The 17,162-nt window shown below is 74.1% G+C and carries 16 protein-coding genes and 1 riboswitch; of the genes, 3 read left to right on the top strand and 13 right to left on the bottom strand.

Annotated features, from left to right (window positions below; translation table 11 throughout):
- Window positions 1–27 precede the first annotated feature (27 nt).
- Entirely contained in the window at window positions 28–1,242 is a 1,215-nt protein-coding gene (locus HZZ00_RS23860; RefSeq protein WP_180328371.1) for a helix-turn-helix transcriptional regulator, read from the top strand.
- Window positions 1,239–1,781, top strand: coding sequence for a flavoprotein (locus HZZ00_RS23865; RefSeq protein ID WP_180328372.1), 543 nt, complete (start codon window positions 1,239–1,241; stop codon window positions 1,779–1,781). Before HZZ00_RS23860 ends, HZZ00_RS23865 begins: the two co-directional genes overlap by 4 nt.
- 110 nt (window positions 1,782–1,891) lie before the next feature.
- Here the strand turns inward: HZZ00_RS23865 and HZZ00_RS23870 are convergent, their stop codons facing one another.
- The 10 genes from HZZ00_RS23870 to HZZ00_RS23905 all read right to left on the bottom strand — a co-directional run bounded on the left by HZZ00_RS23870 (window position 1,892) and on the right by HZZ00_RS23905 (window position 10,816).
- On the bottom strand, window positions 1,892–3,271 hold the full coding sequence (locus HZZ00_RS23870) for an NtaA/DmoA family FMN-dependent monooxygenase (protein WP_180328373.1): 1,380 nt from the start codon (window positions 3,269–3,271) through the stop codon (window positions 1,892–1,894).
- 19 nt (window positions 3,272–3,290) lie between these two features.
- A complete protein-coding gene (locus tag HZZ00_RS23875; RefSeq protein WP_180328374.1) occupies window positions 3,291–4,520 on the bottom strand; it encodes an LLM class flavin-dependent oxidoreductase in 1,230 nt (409 codons plus the stop codon).
- Window positions 4,521–4,661: 141 nt separating this feature from the next.
- Window positions 4,662–4,784, bottom strand: a complete 123-nt coding sequence (locus HZZ00_RS38755; protein WP_257585190.1) for a putative leader peptide — start codon at window positions 4,782–4,784, stop codon at window positions 4,662–4,664.
- Between the two features lie 137 nt (window positions 4,785–4,921).
- Entirely contained in the window at window positions 4,922–5,941 is a 1,020-nt protein-coding gene (locus HZZ00_RS23880; protein WP_180328375.1) for an ABC transporter substrate-binding protein, read from the bottom strand.
- A gap of 43 nt (window positions 5,942–5,984) precedes the next feature.
- Window positions 5,985–6,773, bottom strand: a complete 789-nt coding sequence (locus HZZ00_RS23885) for an amino acid ABC transporter ATP-binding protein (protein ID WP_180328376.1) — start codon at window positions 6,771–6,773, stop codon at window positions 5,985–5,987.
- Window positions 6,770–7,750 (bottom strand): amino acid ABC transporter permease, encoded by a 981-nt coding sequence (locus HZZ00_RS23890; RefSeq protein WP_180328377.1) that lies wholly within the window; start codon window positions 7,748–7,750, stop codon window positions 6,770–6,772. Before HZZ00_RS23890 ends, HZZ00_RS23885 begins: the two co-directional genes overlap by 4 nt.
- A gap of 170 nt (window positions 7,751–7,920) precedes the next feature.
- Window positions 7,921–8,067 carry a hypothetical protein gene (locus tag HZZ00_RS23895; RefSeq protein ID WP_180328378.1) on the bottom strand — a complete coding sequence of 49 codons (147 nt, stop codon included), beginning with the start codon at window positions 8,065–8,067 and terminating at the stop codon, window positions 7,921–7,923.
- A 33-nt stretch (window positions 8,068–8,100) separates the two neighbouring features.
- Window positions 8,101–8,211: riboswitch (SAM riboswitch) on the bottom strand.
- A 78-nt stretch (window positions 8,212–8,289) separates the two neighbouring features.
- Window positions 8,290–9,180 (bottom strand): glutathione S-transferase C-terminal domain-containing protein, encoded by an 891-nt coding sequence (locus tag HZZ00_RS23900; protein WP_180328379.1) that lies wholly within the window; start codon window positions 9,178–9,180, stop codon window positions 8,290–8,292.
- A gap of 123 nt (window positions 9,181–9,303) precedes the next feature.
- A complete protein-coding gene (locus tag HZZ00_RS38760; protein WP_257585193.1) occupies window positions 9,304–9,426 on the bottom strand; it encodes a putative leader peptide in 123 nt (40 codons plus the stop codon).
- 232 nt (window positions 9,427–9,658) lie between these two features.
- The gene (locus HZZ00_RS23905) at window positions 9,659–10,816 is read right to left on the bottom strand and encodes a hypothetical protein (RefSeq protein WP_180328380.1); all 1,158 of its coding nucleotides are present in this window, start codon (window positions 10,814–10,816) and stop codon (window positions 9,659–9,661) included.
- A 200-nt stretch (window positions 10,817–11,016) separates the two neighbouring features.
- On the opposite strand from HZZ00_RS23905, the gene HZZ00_RS23910 reads away from it, so the two are divergent.
- On the top strand, window positions 11,017–12,429 hold the full coding sequence (locus tag HZZ00_RS23910; RefSeq protein ID WP_180328381.1) for an amino acid permease: 1,413 nt from the start codon (window positions 11,017–11,019) through the stop codon (window positions 12,427–12,429).
- Window positions 12,430–12,838: 409 nt separating this feature from the next.
- On the opposite strand, the gene HZZ00_RS23915 is transcribed toward HZZ00_RS23910, so the two are convergent.
- From HZZ00_RS23915 to HZZ00_RS23925, 3 genes are all read right to left on the bottom strand, one after another.
- Complete coding sequence (locus tag HZZ00_RS23915; RefSeq protein WP_257585992.1) at window positions 12,839–15,010, bottom strand: DEAD/DEAH box helicase; 2,172 nt, start codon at window positions 15,008–15,010, stop codon at window positions 12,839–12,841.
- 150 nt (window positions 15,011–15,160) lie between these two features.
- The gene (locus HZZ00_RS23920; protein ID WP_180328383.1) at window positions 15,161–15,799 is read right to left on the bottom strand and encodes a response regulator transcription factor; all 639 of its coding nucleotides are present in this window, start codon (window positions 15,797–15,799) and stop codon (window positions 15,161–15,163) included.
- A complete protein-coding gene (locus HZZ00_RS23925; RefSeq protein ID WP_180328384.1) occupies window positions 15,796–17,016 on the bottom strand; it encodes a sensor histidine kinase in 1,221 nt (406 codons plus the stop codon). Before HZZ00_RS23925 ends, HZZ00_RS23920 begins: the two co-directional genes overlap by 4 nt.
- Between the last annotated feature and the right edge of the window lie 146 nt (window positions 17,017–17,162).

The raw sequence follows: 17,162 nt of genomic DNA on the forward strand, positions 1-17,162 counted from the left end.
AGTGCGTGCCTTCGCCGGGAGTTCGTCATGGACCCTTCTGCTGTCGGCCGTCGCATTGCCTACTGGCGAGAGAGGCGGGGCTTCACTCAGACCGACTTCGGTCAGCTCATGGGCCAGACGAAGCGGTGGGTGCAAGACATCGAGGGCGGGAAGCGCCAGCAAGATCCGCGCCTGTCAGTGCTCACGCGTGCAGCCGACGTGCTGCGGATTCCCCTGGAGCAGCTGTTGGCCGATGACAAGCCTGTCCCGCCCACGGGCAGCAGCCCACCCGCCGAGGTACTCGGCGTCATCGACGCCTTGTACCGCCCCGCCCCGGACACCGACCCGCCCACGCACGCGGCCCTACAGCGGCGACTCACCTACTGCTGCGAGGCGTTCCAGGCATGCCACTACGCCACCCTCGCGCGCGAGCTACCCGCCCTCATGACGGGCGCCGGCCACGCAGCACACGCGGCACCCGCCGGCGCGCAGTCCGAAGCGCAGGCCGTCCTGTCCCGGGTCTACCAGCTGGTGACGTCCTACCTGCACAAGTACGGGGAGTCGACGGCGACTCAGGCGGCGCTCGCCGCGGACCGCGCACTGGTCGCGGCCGAACGGTCCGGTGACCCGGTGCAGATCGGCGCGGCTGCGCGCCGGGTGGTGAAGAGTCTCGTTTACCAACAGCGCCCCGAGACAGCGGTCGACTTCGCGACAAACGCTGCTCGAACACTGTCCGACGAGCTCGCCGGGCACGGCCCATTGGGGCTGTCCACCCTCGGAATGCTGTATCTGTCCGCGGCACTGGCGGTGTCATCTCAGGAGCGCACGACAGCCCGCGTGCGGGCGGCCGGCGGCTACGTGGACGAGGCCGGTGAGGTTGCGGCCCGGCAGGGCGCGGACCTCGACGAGGACTACACGATGTTTGGGCCGACCAACGTCGCTTTGCACAGGATGGACATGCTGCTGCGCTTCGAGGACGGGTGGGCGGCGCTGGAGGCGGCCGACGGATTGAGCCCAGAGGCGTTGGCGGCGATGACCCGGGAGCGGCAGGCGGGGCATCGGGTATCGGTGGCACGCGCTTCACTCTTGACACGGCGCAAGGACGATGCCGCAAAGGCGTTGCTGGAGGCGGAGGCGCTGGCACCCGAGGAAGTGCGTGGACGGCCTGACACGATCAGACTCGTCAAGGACGTGGTCGGGGCGACTCCCAAGCCGAAGAGCGAGTTGCGTGCCCTGGCCGAGCGCTGTGGACTGCGGGCATGACCCGTGTTCTTTACCTCATCGCCTGCGCCGCCGGACCTGCTCAGTACGTTGACGACGGCGTGCGCGAAGCCCAAGGCGATGGCTGGGACGTCTGCCTGGTCCTCACTCCGTCCGCGGCGCGTTGGTGGGAGCCGCGCATGGGGGATCTCGTTGAGCTGACCGGCCATCCGGTGCGGTCGCAGTACAAGCTCCCCTGGGAGAGGGATCAGCTACCGAAGGCGGACGCCATGCTCGTGGCGCCGATGTCATGCACCACGTTGAACAAGTGGGGCGCCGGCATCAGCGACACTCTCGCGATCGGACTGCCTTCCGAGGCCGTACACATGGGTGTTCCGGTGGCGGCCATGCCGTACTTCAACCAGGCGCAGGGCGCTCAGCCGGCGGTGGCTCGGTCGATCGCTGTGTTGCGGGAGCAGGGGGTCCTGGTGCTTGACGGGCCCGATGGGTACGAGTCGCACCTGCCGAAGAGGGGCAATCCGAAGGCGTATCCCTGGGGGAAGGCGATTGCGGGGGTGCGACGTCTGGTTGCCGGTGGGTAGGCGGAGGGGCCCTTTGACAGGGTGATCTTTCGGACCGTGCGGACACCGGCGCCGGGCTGCCCGGCACCGATGCCGCACCGGTCGGCGGAGGTGACCTCCGCGACCGGACGCTACGAGGCGGCCCGCTCGGTGGCCGGGGCGGCGGAGTCGGGGTGGGCCAGGCCCAGGTGGTCGCGCAGGGTGGTGCCTTCGTAGTCGGCGCGGAAGACGCCCTGCTCCTGGAGGAGGGGCACCACCTTGTCGGCGAACGGGTCGAGGCCGCCGGGGGTGATGTGCGGGACGAGGATGAACCCGTCGGATGCGTCCGCCTGCACGAACTCGTTGATGGAGCGGGCGACGGTCTGCGGGGCGCCGACGAAGGTCTGCCGGTTGCCGGTGTTGATGACCAGGTCGCGGATGGACCACTTGTTGGCCTCCGCGAGCTGCCGCCACTCGCGGGCGATGGCGACCGGGTCCCGGTACATCCGTACCTGCGCACGGCCCCGGGAGATGTGCTCCTCGCTCACCACCGGGTCGACGTCGGGCAGTGGTCCCTCCGGGTCGTACGCCGACAGGTCGCGGTTCCAGACGAACTCCAGGTGCTTGAGGGCGGTGGCCCCGCTGACCTGCTGCCTGCGCACCTCGCGGGCGAGTTCGGCGGCCTCGGCGTCGGTGTCGCCGAGCACGAAGGTCGCGGCGGGCAGGATGAGCAACTCCTGCGGGCGGCGGCCGTACTTGGCGAGCCGGCCCTTGACGTCGGCGTAGAACGCCCGGCCCTCCGCAAGCCCGGCGTACCTGCTGAAGATGGCGTCCGCGCCGGAGGCGGCGAACTCGCGGCCCTCGTCGGAGTCGCCCGCCTGGAAGATCACCGGGCGGCCCTGCGGGGAGCGCGGCACGTTGAACCGGCCGTGGATGTCGAAGTGCTGCCCCTGGTGCACGAAGGCGCCCGCCTTGGCGTCCCGCAGGAAGGTGCCGGTGGCCTGGTCGGCGAGGATCTCGCCGGCGCCGAAGGAGTCGAAGAGCTCGTTGGCGGTGGCCAGGAACTCCTTGGCGCGCGAATAGCGTTCCTCCTGCGGCAGGAAGCCGCCGCGGCGGAAGTTCTCGCCGGTGAAGGCGTCCCAGGAGGTGACGACGTTCCAGGCGGAGCGGCCGCCGGAGAGGTGGTCGAGGCTCGCGAACTGGCGGGCCACCTCGTACGGTTCGTTGAACGTGGAGTTGATGGTGCCGGTCAGCCCGAGCCGGTCGGTGACGGCGGCGAGGGCGGCCAGCACCGTGAAGGTGTCCGGGCGGCCGACCACGTCGAGGTCGTATATCTTCCCGCCCTGTTCGCGCAGGCGCAGCCCCTCGGCGAGGAACAGGAAGTCGAACTTGGCGCGTTCGGCGGTGCGCGCGAAGTGCGCGAAGGAGTCGAACTCGATGTGGCTGCCGGCTGCCGGGTCGCTCCACACGGTGGTGTTGTTGACGCCGGGGAAGTGGGCGGCCAGGTGGATCTGCTTCAGCGGCTTGCTCATGGTCGTACGGTCCTCCGGCTCAGACGGCGGTGGCCGCTGCTGCGGCGTAGCGGTTGGCGGGGCGGGCGAGGCCGAGCAGGCCGCGCAGGGTGTCCGCCTCGTAGGCGGTGCGGAAGCGGCCCCGGCGCTGGAGTTCGGGCACCAGGTCGCGGCCGACGCGGGGCAGGTCGTGCCCGGCGACGGCGGGCCGCAGCCGGAACCCGGTCAGCCCGGCGGCCGCGAACTCCTCCAGCAGGTCGGCGAGTTCGGCGGCCGTACCGGTGAAGATCCGGGCGTCGCCGGTGTACGGCTCCCCCGCGAGCGCGTCCAGCCGCTCCCGCCGGGCCTCGGCCGCCGCGCGGCTGTCGTCCAGAAAGACGAGGAGGTCCCCGAACAGGTGCAGGGTCTCCCCCGCCCGGCCGGCCGCCTGCTGCTCGGCGCGGATCTCGGCGACGACCGCCCGGGCGTGCGCCGCGTCGCGCGGAGTGACGTACCCGAGGTCGGCCTGGCGGGCGATCAGCCGGTACGGCAGGGTGCGGTGGCCGAGGGCGGTGACCAGCGGCTGCCCCTGGGGCGGGCGGGGCGTGATGGAGGGACCCTTGACGCTGAAGAAGCGGCCCTCGAAGTCGATGTAGTGCAGCTTGTCCCGGTCGATGAAGCGGCCCGTCGCCCGGTCGCGGATCTCGGCGTCGTCCTCCCAGCTGTCCCAGAGCCGGCGCACGACCTCCACATGGTCGGCCGCCTCGTCCAGCAGGTCGCCGAGCAGCTCCTGGGCGTCCGGGCTGTCGGGGGCCTCGACACGGCCGATGGTGCGGCGGCCGAAGTGGTCGGCCTCGTCGGGCCGTGCGCTGATCCGCACCCGCAGTCCCGCGCGGCCGGTGCTGACGTAGTCGAGGGTGGCGATCGCCTTGGAGATGTGGAACGGCTCGGTGTGCGTGGCCACCACGGTCGGGACCAGGCCGATGTGCCGGGTGAGCGGGGCGACGCGGGAGGCGACGAGGACCGCGTCGAGCCGGCCGCGGACCTGGTCGGTGCGGTCGTCGGGCTCCAGCGGGCGCGAGGACTGCGGGCCGAGGCCGTCCTCGAAGGTCACGAAGTCGAGCAGCGCGCGCTCGGCCTCGGCGACCTGGTCGGCCCAGTATCCGGCGGTGAACAGTTCCCCGGGCCGGGCGACCGGCTCGCGCCAGGAGGCGGGATGCCAGCCGGTGCCCTCCAGGGCGACGGCGAGATGGAGGTGGTCGGGGTTGTACGAGTCGGGTGCAGAGGACACGGGTCGGTGGCCTTCCTGGGTGTCCGTACGAGGGTGTGCCGGACGCACCGGTGTCGGGGTACGGCGAGGGGCGCGGCGGTGCGGGAGATCCGCACCGCCGGCGTGCCCGGAGAAACCGGGGAGTGACCGGGGAAAGGGGTGTCAGGGGCGACAGAGCGCGCCGGCCACGCGCAGCAGGTCTATGTGGGGCCGGGAGTGCAGCACGGCGGAGCGGGCGGTGCGCAGTACGCGGACGCACGGGACGCGCCTCGGGTCCTCGCTCATGTCCGCCACCTCCGTCCACCGGGCTCGGCGGGCCGCCTGCGCGGCCCCTTCGCACATCTCGTCATGAGTCACAACGTCCCGCTCCCGCCGGGTGTTCCCGCGTCCGCGGCCGCGGGCCGGTATTTTTCCGTCCGCCGTCAGGAGTCGCTGAGCGGCAGGCCGGGCGGGTTGACCTCGGACTTGGCGACGGCCTCGTCGGAGAGGTTGTAGGCGGCCAGCCACTTGGCGTACTGCCCGCTCCTGATCAGGTGGTTGACGGCGTCCGCGATGGGCTTGGCCAGGCCGCTGTTCTTCTTGGTGGTGGCGGCGATCAGCCCCTGGAGGCTCGCGCCCGCACCGGAGTAGGTGCCCGCGCTGCGGGTGGGGTCGGGTGAGGCGGCGGTGCGGGTGACGTGGTAGGCGACGCCGGGGTTGGCGGCGAAGTAGGCGTCGATCCTGCCGCCGGTCAGCGCCAGATAGGTGGCGTTCTTGCCGGCGTAGCGCTTGACCGTGAGCGTCTTGCCCTGGGCCTTCAGCTTGCTCTGCCACTCCAGGAGGATCCTCTCCTGGTTGGTGCCGCTGTCCACGGCCACGGTCTTCCCGGCGAGGTTCTCGTAGTCGCCGTCGAAGTTCCAGGTGCTCTTCTTCAGCACCTCGAAGCCCACGTTGTCCTTGCGGTAGGAGGCGAAGTCGTACTTCTTCTTGCGCTCCTCGGTGTCGGTGATGTTGGCGAAGCCGACGTCGGCCTTGCCGCTGTCGATGCCGACGAACATGTTCTCCCAAGTGGCGTTGGAGAGCTGGGGCTTGAGTCCGAGGACCGCGGCGACCAGTCGGCCGAAGTCGGGCTCGGCGCCGGTGAGGGTCTTCTGGTCGCCGCCGATGTAGGCGAGCGGCGGGAAGCCGTCGGGCAGCGCGCCCACGGCGATCCTCAGGGTGCCGCTCCTGAGGACGGCCGCGGGCAGTTCGGCGTTGAGGGACTTGACCTCGGAGACCTTCAACTCGGTCGGCTTGGCTGCTCCGTTGGAGACCCGGCCCACGGTGACCGTGCCGGCCGCGTCGGTCGTGGTGGCCGCCTCGCTGTTGCCGCCGCAGGCGGCGAGGGTGCCGGCGAGGGAGGCGACCGCGGTGGCCGCGGACAGGGCGCGGGTCAGACGGCGTCGGGAGGGGTGGCTGGGCATGGCGGTCCTTGTCGTTCGCTGGTGCGTCGGTCGTGGGCGGGGGTCACAGGACCCGGGCGAGGAAGTCGCGGGTGCGTTCGTGCCGGGGGTTGTCCAACACCTGGGCGGGCGGGCCCTGTTCGACGATCCGGCCGGCGTCGATGAACACGATCCGGTCGGCGATCTCGCGGGCGAAGCCGATCTCGTGGGTGACGATCACCAGGGTGGTGCCGCTGGTGGCGAGGTCCTTGATGACGGAGAGGACCTCGCCGACGAGTTCCGGGTCGAGCGCGGAGGTGGGCTCGTCGAAGAGGATGATGCCGGGGCGCAGGGCCAGGGCGCGTGCGATGGCGACCCGCTGCTGCTGGCCGCCGGACAGCGTGCGCGGGTAGGCGCCGGTGCGGTCGCCGAGGCCGACCCGGGTGAGCAACTCCCGGGCGAGTTCCCGGGCTTCGGGCCTGCCGAGGCGGCCGGTGGCGACCGGGGCGGCGGCCACGTTGTCGAGGACGGTCAGATGCGGGAAGAGGTTGAAGTTCTGGAAGACGAATCCGATCCGGCCGCGCTGGGCGAGGACGGCGCGCTCGCCGAGTTCCCTCAGCCGCCCGCCCACGCGCCGGACGCCGATGAGTTCGCCGCCGACGCTGACCTGGCCGATGTCGGGCTTCTCCAGGTGGTTGATCACCCTGAGCAGCGTGGACTTGCCCGATCCCGAGGGCCCGATGACGACGGTGACCTCGCCGGGGCGCACGGTCAGGTCGATGCCGTCGAGGACGCGGTGGGTGCCGTACCACTTGTGGACGTCGTGCACCTCCAGCGCGGCCGGGACCGTGGGCGGGGTGGCGGTGGAGGTCATACGGCGGCCTCCTTGCGCAGCCGGGCCCGGAATCCGGCGAGGGCGGCGCGTGCCTTCTGCGACGGGGTCGGCGGCAGGGCGCGGGTGGCGCCCCGGGCGAAGTACCGCTCCACGTAGTACTGGACGACGGACACGGCGCTGGTCAGGATCAGGTACCAGACGGTGGCGACGAGGAGCAGCGGCACGACGTCGCCCGGGTAGGTGCTGCCCATGGTCTGCACCGAGCCGAACAGGTCGAGCAGGGACACGTAGAACACCAGGGACGTGCTCTTGACCAGGCCGATCAGCTGGTTGACGTAGTTGGGCACGATGGAGCGCAGGGCCTGCGGCAGGACGATCCGGGTGAACTGGTAGCCCTTGGGCAGGCCGAGCGCGGCGGCCGCCTCGTGCTGGCCCTGGTCGACGGAGAGCAGCCCGCCGCGCACCACCTCGGCCGCGTACGCCGCCTCGTTGAGGCTGAGCCCGATGACGGCGACCGTCATGTCGGTGGCGAGCCTGGACTCGTCGAAGGTGACGAAGGCGGGTCCGAAGGGGATGCCGAGGCTCAGCGTCTTGTACAGGGCGGAGAAGTTGTAGAGGAAGATCAGTACGACGATCAGCGGCACCGAGCGGAACAGCCAGGTGTAGGTCCAGCCCACCGCGCGCAGCACCGGGCTGCCGGACTGCCGCGCGAGGGCCAGCAGCACGCCGCCGAGCAGCCCCGACACGGCGCTGAGGGCGGCGACTTCGAGGGTGACGAGGAGTCCGTCGAGGACGGTGGGCCGCAGGAACCAGTAGCGGAAGCGGTCCCACTGGTAGAAGGGGTTGGTGGCCAGGCCGTGCGCGATCTGGGCGACGAGCACCAGGACCACGGCGGTGGCGATCCACCTGCCGGGCCGGCGCAGCGGCTGGACGCGCTGTGCGGCCGGGGGTGTCGGCGGGGACTGGGCGGGCGGCGCCTCGGCGAGGGAGACGGCGGCGCCAGGGGGTCGACTCATGGCGGGCTCCGGCGAAGGACGGGACGTCCCGGGTGCGACGGGCCGGACGCGGCCCGCCGAAGGTGCACGGGCCCGCGGCGAAGGCGTCGCAACGCACGGGAGGGGGAACGGAGTTGATCCGGAAGAAGGCGGCGAGCGGTGCCCGCGGCCGCCGGGGCGGAAGGTGTGGGTCAGCCCCGGCGGCCGGTGGCGGCCGGCGCGGTACACAGCGCGCTGCTGACGCGGAGCAGATCGACGGCGCGGTCGGCGACCAGCGCGGCGCACGGCGGTACGCAGCCGAGGGGGCGGCTCGGGGCCGTCCTGCCGGCTGCGTACATGGCGTCACCTGTCACTGTCACGGCCCCGTGGGGCCTCCGCGCTTACCGAAGTCGTCGTCCGGTCCGGTCGTCACCTGGGGCACCCCACCGCGTCGCGAGGGTTGCCGGTCAGCGAGCCAGGGCTTGGCGCTGACGCTCATGACCGTACTTGAGCCGCAAGTAAGGCAGCCGGCGCCGCGAATGTCAACGGCTGTCCGTCAGTTGGACGGAGCCGGGCCCCTCTCACCTGCGGGGAGTGTCCGATGAGCCGGTGGCGTGGGCCGCCCAGTCCAGGATCTGGACAGCGGCTCCGGCGGCCTCCAGGCCCCGGCAGCCGTCCTGGTGGCGGCGGGCGATGCCGTCGAGGTCGAGGTGGCGCCCGAAGGCGGGGTGGGCGGTGAGCCGGCGGGCGTAGGCCCACAGGGCCCGGTGCTCGGCGATGCGCTGCACGGCGTGGGCGTCGAGGTGGCAGCGGTGCACCGTGTCGAGCCGTACCAGCGACACCCACAGCTCGATGTCGGCGGCGGTGAGCCGGCCGTCGGCGAGGTACTCCTCCCCCGCCAGCCGCCGTTCCAGGCGGCCGAGGGTGTCCAGCAGCACGTCCAGCGCGGCTGCCCGCCCGGCCGGCTCGGCGCCGGCCGAACCGGCGCGCTGGGCGGCGTCCTCGATGCCCTCGGCGCACATCCGCTCGACGGCCTCGATCACGGACTCCAGGCCGGCCGGGAACAGCGGGCCGTGGCCGGAACGCGGGAAGCGGTCCAGGTCGCGCAGGATGTCGGGGGCGTGGTTGCTGACGATCCGGCCGGACCAGTCGTCGCTCAGCACGGGGGCGAGCGCCGGGCCGGTGTAGTGGTGGGCGCCGGCCTCGTACAGCGGGCGCAGCACGGTGTGGCCGCCGCCGGCGCCGTCCGGGAGCGCGGGCAGGAAGGTGACCGGACAGCTGTCGTCCAGGCCGAGCAGGGTGTGGCCGACGGCGAGGCGGAGTCCGGCGGGACAGGCGGTGGACAGGTGGAGCCGGTAGCGGTGGGCCACGGCGTAGTGGCCGCTGCGCGCGTCCCGGCCGAGCCTGCCCCGGAACAGGGGCGCGGCAGCGCGGTGGGCGGGCGGGACGGCGGCGAGCGGAGTGATGGTCATGCGTCTCCCCGGGTCGTGGGCGTGCGAGGGGCGCGTCGGCGGTGGCCGTCGGAGGGGTGGCGGCGGAAGCCGCCGGGAGGCTTGGTGCGGCGCGGGCCCCGGGTCCGCGGACCCGGCCCGGGTTCAGCGCCGGACGCCGATGGCGCTGCAGACGCGCAGCAGGTCGATGTGCCGGCGGGAGGTGAGCAGCGGGGTGCGCGGCGGCGTGCGGCCCGCTCGGCCGGCGACCGCTTCGAGGCGCGCCATGATTCCCTACCTGTTCACTAGGATTCCCTCCCAGGAGTGTCGATCCCGGTGGGCACGGCGTCAAGGGGGTTTCCACCGAAGAGACCCGAGGCGGTCGCGGACCGGGGCCGCCGGCGCCGGTCCGCCCAACCGCCCGCGCGGCCAAGCGCCTTGGGCGGCGCGGCCACGCGTGCCCCGCGCGGCGGCCGTCCCCCGGCCGCGACCGTTCCCCGCGTCAGGACCGGTCCCCGCGTCAGGACCGTTCCCGCAGCGACCGGGCGAAGGAGACCGCCCGGCGCAGCTGGTCGGCGGTCAGCGCGCGGACGTCGTGGATCAGCTCGGCGGCCCCGGTCACCGCCGGGTCGGGGGGTGGCGCGGCGCACGGCCCGGCACCGACGAGCACGGCCAGATCCGCGGCCGGGATCCCGAACACGGCGGCGAAGTCGGCCAGCAGGTCGCCGGTGACCTCCCTGCCGCCCCGGGCGAGCGCGTGGTACGTGGCGGCCGACCAGTGGCGCCCGGTCAGCACCGCCAGCGTCTTGGCCGTGGCCGCGGGGCCGAGGTTGCGCGCGCGGGCGAGGCGCATCAGGAGGGGGCCGGGGCCGTCGGCCGCGTCGTGGTCCGGTTCCCCGGGGGCGTCGGCGGCCCCGGGGTACACCGGGCGCAGGCCGGCGACGAACCGGCGGAGCTCGCCCAGCCCCTCGGGCGGGAGCACCACGGCGTGCCGCACCAGTTCCGGCACCCACGCCCCGGCGCGGGCTCCGGAGGGCGGCGGATCGTACGGGGACGTCCGGCCGGCGAGCGCGAAGACGTCCGGCGTGCGCAGCCCGAGCACCGGGGCCAGCCGCCGGAGCAGGACGTCCATGGGCGGCCCGCCGCGCAGCACCCCCCGCACCCACGCCTCGGGCACCTCGGCCCGCCGCGCCAGGCGGCCGGCGTCCGTGCGCCGGTGCTCCGTCCACCGGCGCAGCACGTGGCCGAACCCGCCGTACTCCCGTCGGCGCGCCGCCCAGGCGTCCCGGTCCCCCACGAGCAGGGTGACCGGGTGCTCGCACCAGACGGACGCCCGGGGCAGGGCGCGGACCACGGCGGGCACCTCGGGTTCGAACCGCAGCAGGGCCAGCGTCCGCCAGCCGTGCGGAATGCCGTCGAAGGGGCGGCCGAACTGCTGGGTCACCGCGACGACGGTGACCGTGACCCAGGTGACGGCGCCCTCGTCGTCCGCCGGAAAGCAGCAGTCGTACCGTCGCCCCAGGGGCACGTCCGCGTAGCCGTGCGACAGGAAGACGACCTCCTCGCCGGCGGCGCGCGGCGGCAGGCAGGCGCCGAACGCGGCGAGCGCGGCGTCGGCGGCGCGGGACTCCACCAGGAGCACGCGCTCCTCCGGCCGAACGGACTCCTCGGTTCTCATACCAGCGGATCATCGCAGCTCGATCGTTCGGGAGCACCGGAGATATCACGGCGCACGGGGGCCCCGACCTCAGTTTTTTCCGTGAGCGGGCGTCCCGGACGGTACAAGAAACGGCGATTTTGCGGCAGGTGCGGGCATCACGGACCATGGCCGGGTCCCGGCGATCCCGGGGCATCGGCTTGATGAGAGGCGCACCACCCATGCACGTCACCGGAACCGCATCCCCGCCGGCTCCGGCCCCCTCGGAGAACCCCGCGGTCGCCGTCGAGGACCCTCACGGCGGTTCCAGTCGGCACGCCCGCCGGTTCGGGCTCCCGGTGGCCACCGCCCTGGTCATGGGCAACATCATCGGCGGCGGCATCTTCCTGCTCCCCGCCTCCATCGCCCCCTACGGCACGGTCAGCCTGGTGGCCTTCGGCGTGCTCACCGTGGGCGCCATCGCCCTCGCCCTGGTCTTCGGCCGGCTCGCCGCGCGCGACCCCCGCACCGGCGGTCCCTACGTCTACGCGCGCGGGGCGTTCGGCGACTTCGCGGGCTTCCTCGCGGCCTGGTCGTACTGGATCACCACCTGGGTGTCGAACGCCGCGCTCGCCGTCGCCGCCGTCGGCTACCTGGACGTGCTGATCCCGGTCGGCGGCCACCGCTGGACCGCGTGTCTGGCCGCGCTGGTGATCCAGTGGCTGCCGGCGCTCGCCAACTTCGCGGGCACCCGCTACGTGGGCGCGGTGCAGGTGGTCTCCACGGTGCTGAAGTTCGTGCCGCTGCTGCTCGTCGCGATCGGCGGGCTGTTCTTCTTCGATCCCTCCCGGCTCGGGCCGTTCAACTCCAGCGGCCACGGCGCGATCGGCGCGGTGTCCGCCTCCGCCGCGCTGCTGCTCTTCTCCTACCTCGGGGTGGAGTCCGCGGCGGTCAGCGCCGGTGAGGTCAAGGACGCCCGCCGCAACGTGGGCCGCGCCACCGTCATCGGCACCGCGGGCGCCGCGCTGGTCTACCTGCTGGGCACGCTGTCCGTGTTCGGGACGGTCGCCCACGACCGCCTGGTCCACTCCACCGCGCCGTTCTCGGACGCCGTGAACGCGATGTTCGGCGGCAGCTGGAGCGGCTGGGCCGTGGCGCTCGCCGCGCTGGTGTCGATGATCGGCTGCCTGAACGGCTGGACCCTGCTCAGCGCCCAGACCCCGTACGCCGCCGCGCGCGACGGGCTCTTCCCGGCCGCGTTCACCCGGCGCCGCCGGGGCGTGCCGACGGTCGGCGTCGGCGTCACCGTGGTCCTCGCCTCCCTGCTCACCGCGTACAACTACCTGTCCGGCTCCGGCAAGGTCTTCGAGGTGCTGGTCCTCGTCACCACCTTCACGGCGACGGTGCCGTACCTGCTGGCCACCGCCGCGCAGCTGTTCCACCTCGTCTCCGGCCGGGCCGCGTCGGTGGACCGGGGGCGGCTGGTGCGGGACTCGGTGATCACCGCGGTCGCGGCCGTCTTCTCGATCTGGCTGATGGCGGGCGCCGGCTACGCGGCGGTGTACCAGGGCGCGCTGTTCCTCTTCGTCGGCGTGCTCGTCTACGCGGTGATGGCGGCGCGCCGCGGCCGCCGCACGGAGCCTGCCGCCGAGTAGCGCACCCCGGCGCCGGTCATGCCCCGGCGGGACCGGGCCGACCGATCATGGCGGTGCGCGGGCCGAAGACACCGGTAAGGGGGCCATCGTCCTCTGCCCCGGCGGTATCCCGGCCACCGCGTGCCCGGCGCCTTCCCCGGCCCCGGCATGCCGGGGTGCGCCACGTCGACGTGCCTGCCGACCCCGACCGGTGAGCCCGCCCGGCGGGACGGGATTCCCTACCCGGCCGCGGGCCCGGTGGCAGCGGTCCGGTCCCTCGGCCAGGCCGCCCACCGGGACGGGGTGGTCCAGCGCGGCCCGGACCTCGCCGGGCGGCTTCCACGGCTCGTGGACGGCCGGGGCGGCGACAGCGCCGAGTCCGGGCACCCGGCGGCGCACGGTCCGGCCCGGCCGTGCGCGCCGCGCCGCGTCACTCGCTCGGTTGCAGCGGGCGGTCGTCCGCCACGCCGAGGCGTGCCTGCTCCTCCTCGACGATGCGGCGGGCCAGCTCGGTGTCCGAGACGTCGACCGCGTCGGCCGTGGCCTCGGCGACGGCGCTGCGGCGCGCGTAGGCGTCGAACAGGCGGGTCTTCGCCTCCAGCAGCCTCACCAGGCGTTCGTCCACGCCCCCGGTGGCGAGCAGGCGGTACACCCGGACCGGCCGGACCTGGCCCATCCGGTGGGCGCGGGCCACCGCCTGGTGCTCGATGGTCGGCTTGATCTGCGGTTCGCAGATGACGACGACGGAGGCGGCCTGCATGTTGAGGCCGACGCCGGCCGCCTGGATCTGCGCCAGCAGCACCGCGGGGCCCGTGGCGGCCGAGAAGTCGTCGACCAGCTGCTGCCGCCGCCCGGCCGGGACGCTTCCGGTGAGCGGGCCGAACACCTCGGTGCCGGGGGCGAGTCGGTCCCGGACCACGGCCAGCACGTCCTTGAAGTTGGAGAAGACGACGGTCTTCTGCCCGTTCTCGCCGGCCTCGCGGACGATCTCGCGCAGCCGGTCCAGCTTGGCCGAGCCCTCGGGCCGCATATAGGCGGCCCGGCGCATCGCCATGAAGTTGCCGGCGCGGACGGCCTCGCGGTACTCCTCCTCGTCGGACGCGCTCAGCTCCTCCCATTCGTCGCTCTGCTGGAGGCTCGGCAGTTCGGTGAGGACGTCCACCTGGTTGCGCCGCAGATACACCGGGGCGACGGCCTCGCGGAAGGCCACCGACCCGGCCGGCGCGTCGCCCTCGCCCAGGGAGTCCGCTATGCCGCGGTGCAGCATGCCGACCAGGTTGCGGAACTCGACGACCCGGTTCTCCATCGGGGTCCCGCTCATGAACAGCGCGCGCTCGCACAGCTCCGCCCACCGGGCCACAGCCTGGGACCGCTTGGCGCCCGGGTTCTTCACGCTGTGCGCCTCGTCGACGACGAGCAGCCCGACCTCCCCGCCGCCCGGGACCGGGAAGCCGCGCAGCGCGTCGAAGGTGGTCACCCCGGCCCCGCCGCGCTCCCGCCAGTCGGCGAACGCGTCGTGCCGGTCGGGGCCGTGGAGCACGGTGACCCGCAGTGCGCTGCGGGCCTCGATCTCGCGGGTCCAGTTGACGAGGACGCTCGCCGGGCAGACGACCATGAAGTGGGTCTGTCCCTCGGCCGCCAGGTGCGCCAGTACGGCGATCGCCTGGATGGTCTTGCCGAGGCCCATCTCGTCGCCGAGCAGCACCTTGCGCTGCGCGAGGACGAAGCGCGCGCCGAAGGCCTGGTAACCGCGCAGGGAGACCCGGCGGTGGGTGTCGTCGAGCCGTTGGGCGCGCACCCGCTCGGCGATCTCCTCCGGCAGGAAGCCCTCGGCGGCGGCCGCGTCCGGCAGCCGCCCGGTGATCTCGGCGAGCAGGCCGTGGTACTCGGCGGAGCGGAGCTCGAAGTCCGCCCAGGCCGCGACGTCGGACGGCGTTCCGCGCAGCAGGTCCACCGAGGTCTGGGCCAGCGACTCGGGCAGGCCGGCCCGGTCCGCCTCGTCCACCAGCGCGCGGACGCCGGCGAGTGCCGTCAGGGCGCGCGCCCTCTTCGCCCGCCCGGCCAGCAGCATCCTGAGCCGTCCGGCGGCGGGCCCGGCCTCGGTCAGCAGCGGGCCGAGCCGCTGGGACAGGGCCGCGGCCTCGTCCACCGCGCGCCGGGCCTCGGGGCCCGCCGCCACCAGGACGTGCAGGGCCTCGACGAGCGCGGTGGTGGCGGGGTCCGGCCGGTCGACGTCGATCCGGACCGCCACCGTCTCGTGCACGGCCTCGGACAGCCGCCGGGCGGCGGCGAGCATCTGGTCGACGGTGCGCTGTCCGACGCCGGGTATCTGCCGCAGCCGGTAGGGGCCCGCTTCGAGGACCTGGCCGACCGTGCCCAGGCCGCTCTTGTCGACGTTGCCCAGCCGCAGGCGGCCCTCGGTGACGTCCTGGAGCCGGGCGACGGGGATGGCGTCCAGCTCCCGTTTGACGGCCGCGTCGTGCATCGGTTTCAGCGCCGCCCGCACCGCCTCGACCGCACTGGCGTGGTCACCGGCGACCGCCTGCGCCGCCTTGTACAGCCGCGCTCCGCGCGCAAGCGTCTGCCGCTCGCCGTGCCCCACGCGCCCCGCCCCCTCGTTCACGATCCCGCACCCGCCCCCAGGAACATCAAAGATTCCCATACGACCGGACCGGCTCGCGCCACCCCCTCGGCGGCGCTCGCCCCCGGAAGGCCGGTGCGGCGCGGTCGAGGTGCTGTGCGCCGCGGCCGGTCAGCGGCGGATGAGGCCCAGGTCGGTGGCGGTGGCGACCGCGGCGGTGCGCGATTCGACGCCGAGTTTGGCGTAGACGCGGGCGAGGTGGGACTTGACGGTGCCCTCGGTGAGGTGGAGGCGCCGGGCGACGGCCTGGTTGGACAGGCCGTCGGCGACCAGGGCGAGGACCTCGGTCTCGCGCCGGGTCAGGGCGGTGCCGGGGGCGCGCAGCCGGTTCACGAGCCGCTCGGCGACGGTGGGGGCGAGGGTGGTGCGGCCCGCGGCGGCGGTGCGCACGGCGGCGGCCAGGTCCTCGGGGTCCGCGTCCTTGAGGAGGTAGCCGGTGGCGCCGGCCTCGATGGCGGGCAGGGTGTCGGCGTCGGAGTCGTACGTGGTGACGACCACGACGCGGGGCGCGCCGGGCCGGGCGGTGATCAGGGCGGTGGCCTGCGCGCCCCCCATGCCCCCGCCGAACTGGAGGTCCATGAGCACCACGTCGACGTCGCCCATGGCGGCACGGGCGACGGCGTCCTCCGCGGTGGCGGCTTCGGCCACGACGACGAGGCCGGGCTCGGTCTCCAGCACGGCGCGCAGTCCGGCCCGGACCACGGGATGGTCGTCGGCCAGCAGGAGGCGGATGGGCGTGTCGTCGGTCACGGTCGGGCCTCGGGGGTGGTGTCGGCGGGCGGGTCGAGAGGGAGCCGGGCGGTCAGCGAGGTGCCCCGGCCAAGGGCCGATTCGACGGCCAGGGTGCCGCCGAGGGCGTGCATGCGGGCCCGCATGGCCGCCAGCCCGAAGCCGCCGCCGTCGGGGTCGGGCGCGGGCGGCCGGCCGGGGTCGAAGCCGGTGCCGTCGTCGGCGACGCCGAGGGCGATGTGGTCCGTGCCGTAGCCGAGGGTGACTTCGGCGCTGGTGGCGTCGGCGTGGCGGACGGTGTTGGCGAGGGCGGACTGGGCGACCCGCAGCAGGGCGACCTCGTGGGCGGTGGCCAGTGGGACGGGGTGGCCGTCGAGCCGGAAGCGGGCGGTGATCCGGTGGTGGGCGCTGGTGGTGGCGCACAGGCGTGCCAGCGCGTCGGCCAGGGTGGTGCCGTCCAGGGCGGGCGGGGTGAGGGCGGCGACGAAGCGGCGGGCCTCGGCGAGGTTGTCCACCGCGGCCTGCCTCGCCGCCGCCACGTGCCCGGCGGCGACCACGGGCCGGGCGGGCAGGGCGCGTTCGGCGGCGCGCAGCAGCAACTGGATGCTCGACAGTCCCTGCGCGAGAGTGTCGTGGATCTCGCGGGCCAGGCGCTCGCGTTCGGCGAGCACCCCCGCGGTGTGCTCGGCCCGGGCCAGGTCGGCGCGGGTGGCGGTCAGCTCCTCGATCAGGCGCCTGCGCCGTTCGCTCTCGCGGTAGAGCGCCTGGTACCCCCACACCACGGCGACCGCGACGGCGGCGCCCAGCGCGGGTCCGATCACCATGGCCGCGCCGAAGGAGCCCTGGTGGGCCGCGAAGCCGGCGACGGCGGCCGCCGCGGTGGCCGCCACGGCGGCGAGCCCGGCGCGGCGCGGCAGCAGGTGGAGCTGGAGGAAGTACAGCGGGAACGCCACCCATACCGCGTCCGCGGACAGGACCAGCAGCGCCAGCCATCCGGCGCCCACCGCGGCGAGCCACAGGGAGGCGGCCCGCCGGGACCGGCGCACGCCCGGCAGGAGCGGCCCGGCCGCGTACACCGCGGCGCACACGGCCGAGGCGGCGACGACCGCCCCGGTGTGCGGCCGGCCGTCGGTCACGGCGCGTGCGGCGGCCAGGGCGAGCAGGCCGACGACGAGCAGGTGCAGGCACCAGGACAGGGCGCGGGTGGTCGGGGTCGGGGCGGGGGCGGCGGCGTTCACAGTGCCTCCAGGCTACGGAAGCTCCGGGTCCGGGGCCTCCATCGAAAGTTGGAAGCCGGGTGGCGGCCTTCGGCCCGGGAAGTGCCGTCCGGCGGGGGACGCGCCCGCGGGGGTCCGGCGGCGACGGTGGAGACGTACCGATGTCC

This window comes from Streptomyces sp. NEAU-sy36 (assembly GCF_013423905.1).
Lineage (GTDB): Bacteria > Actinomycetota > Actinomycetes > Streptomycetales > Streptomycetaceae > Streptomyces > Streptomyces misionensis.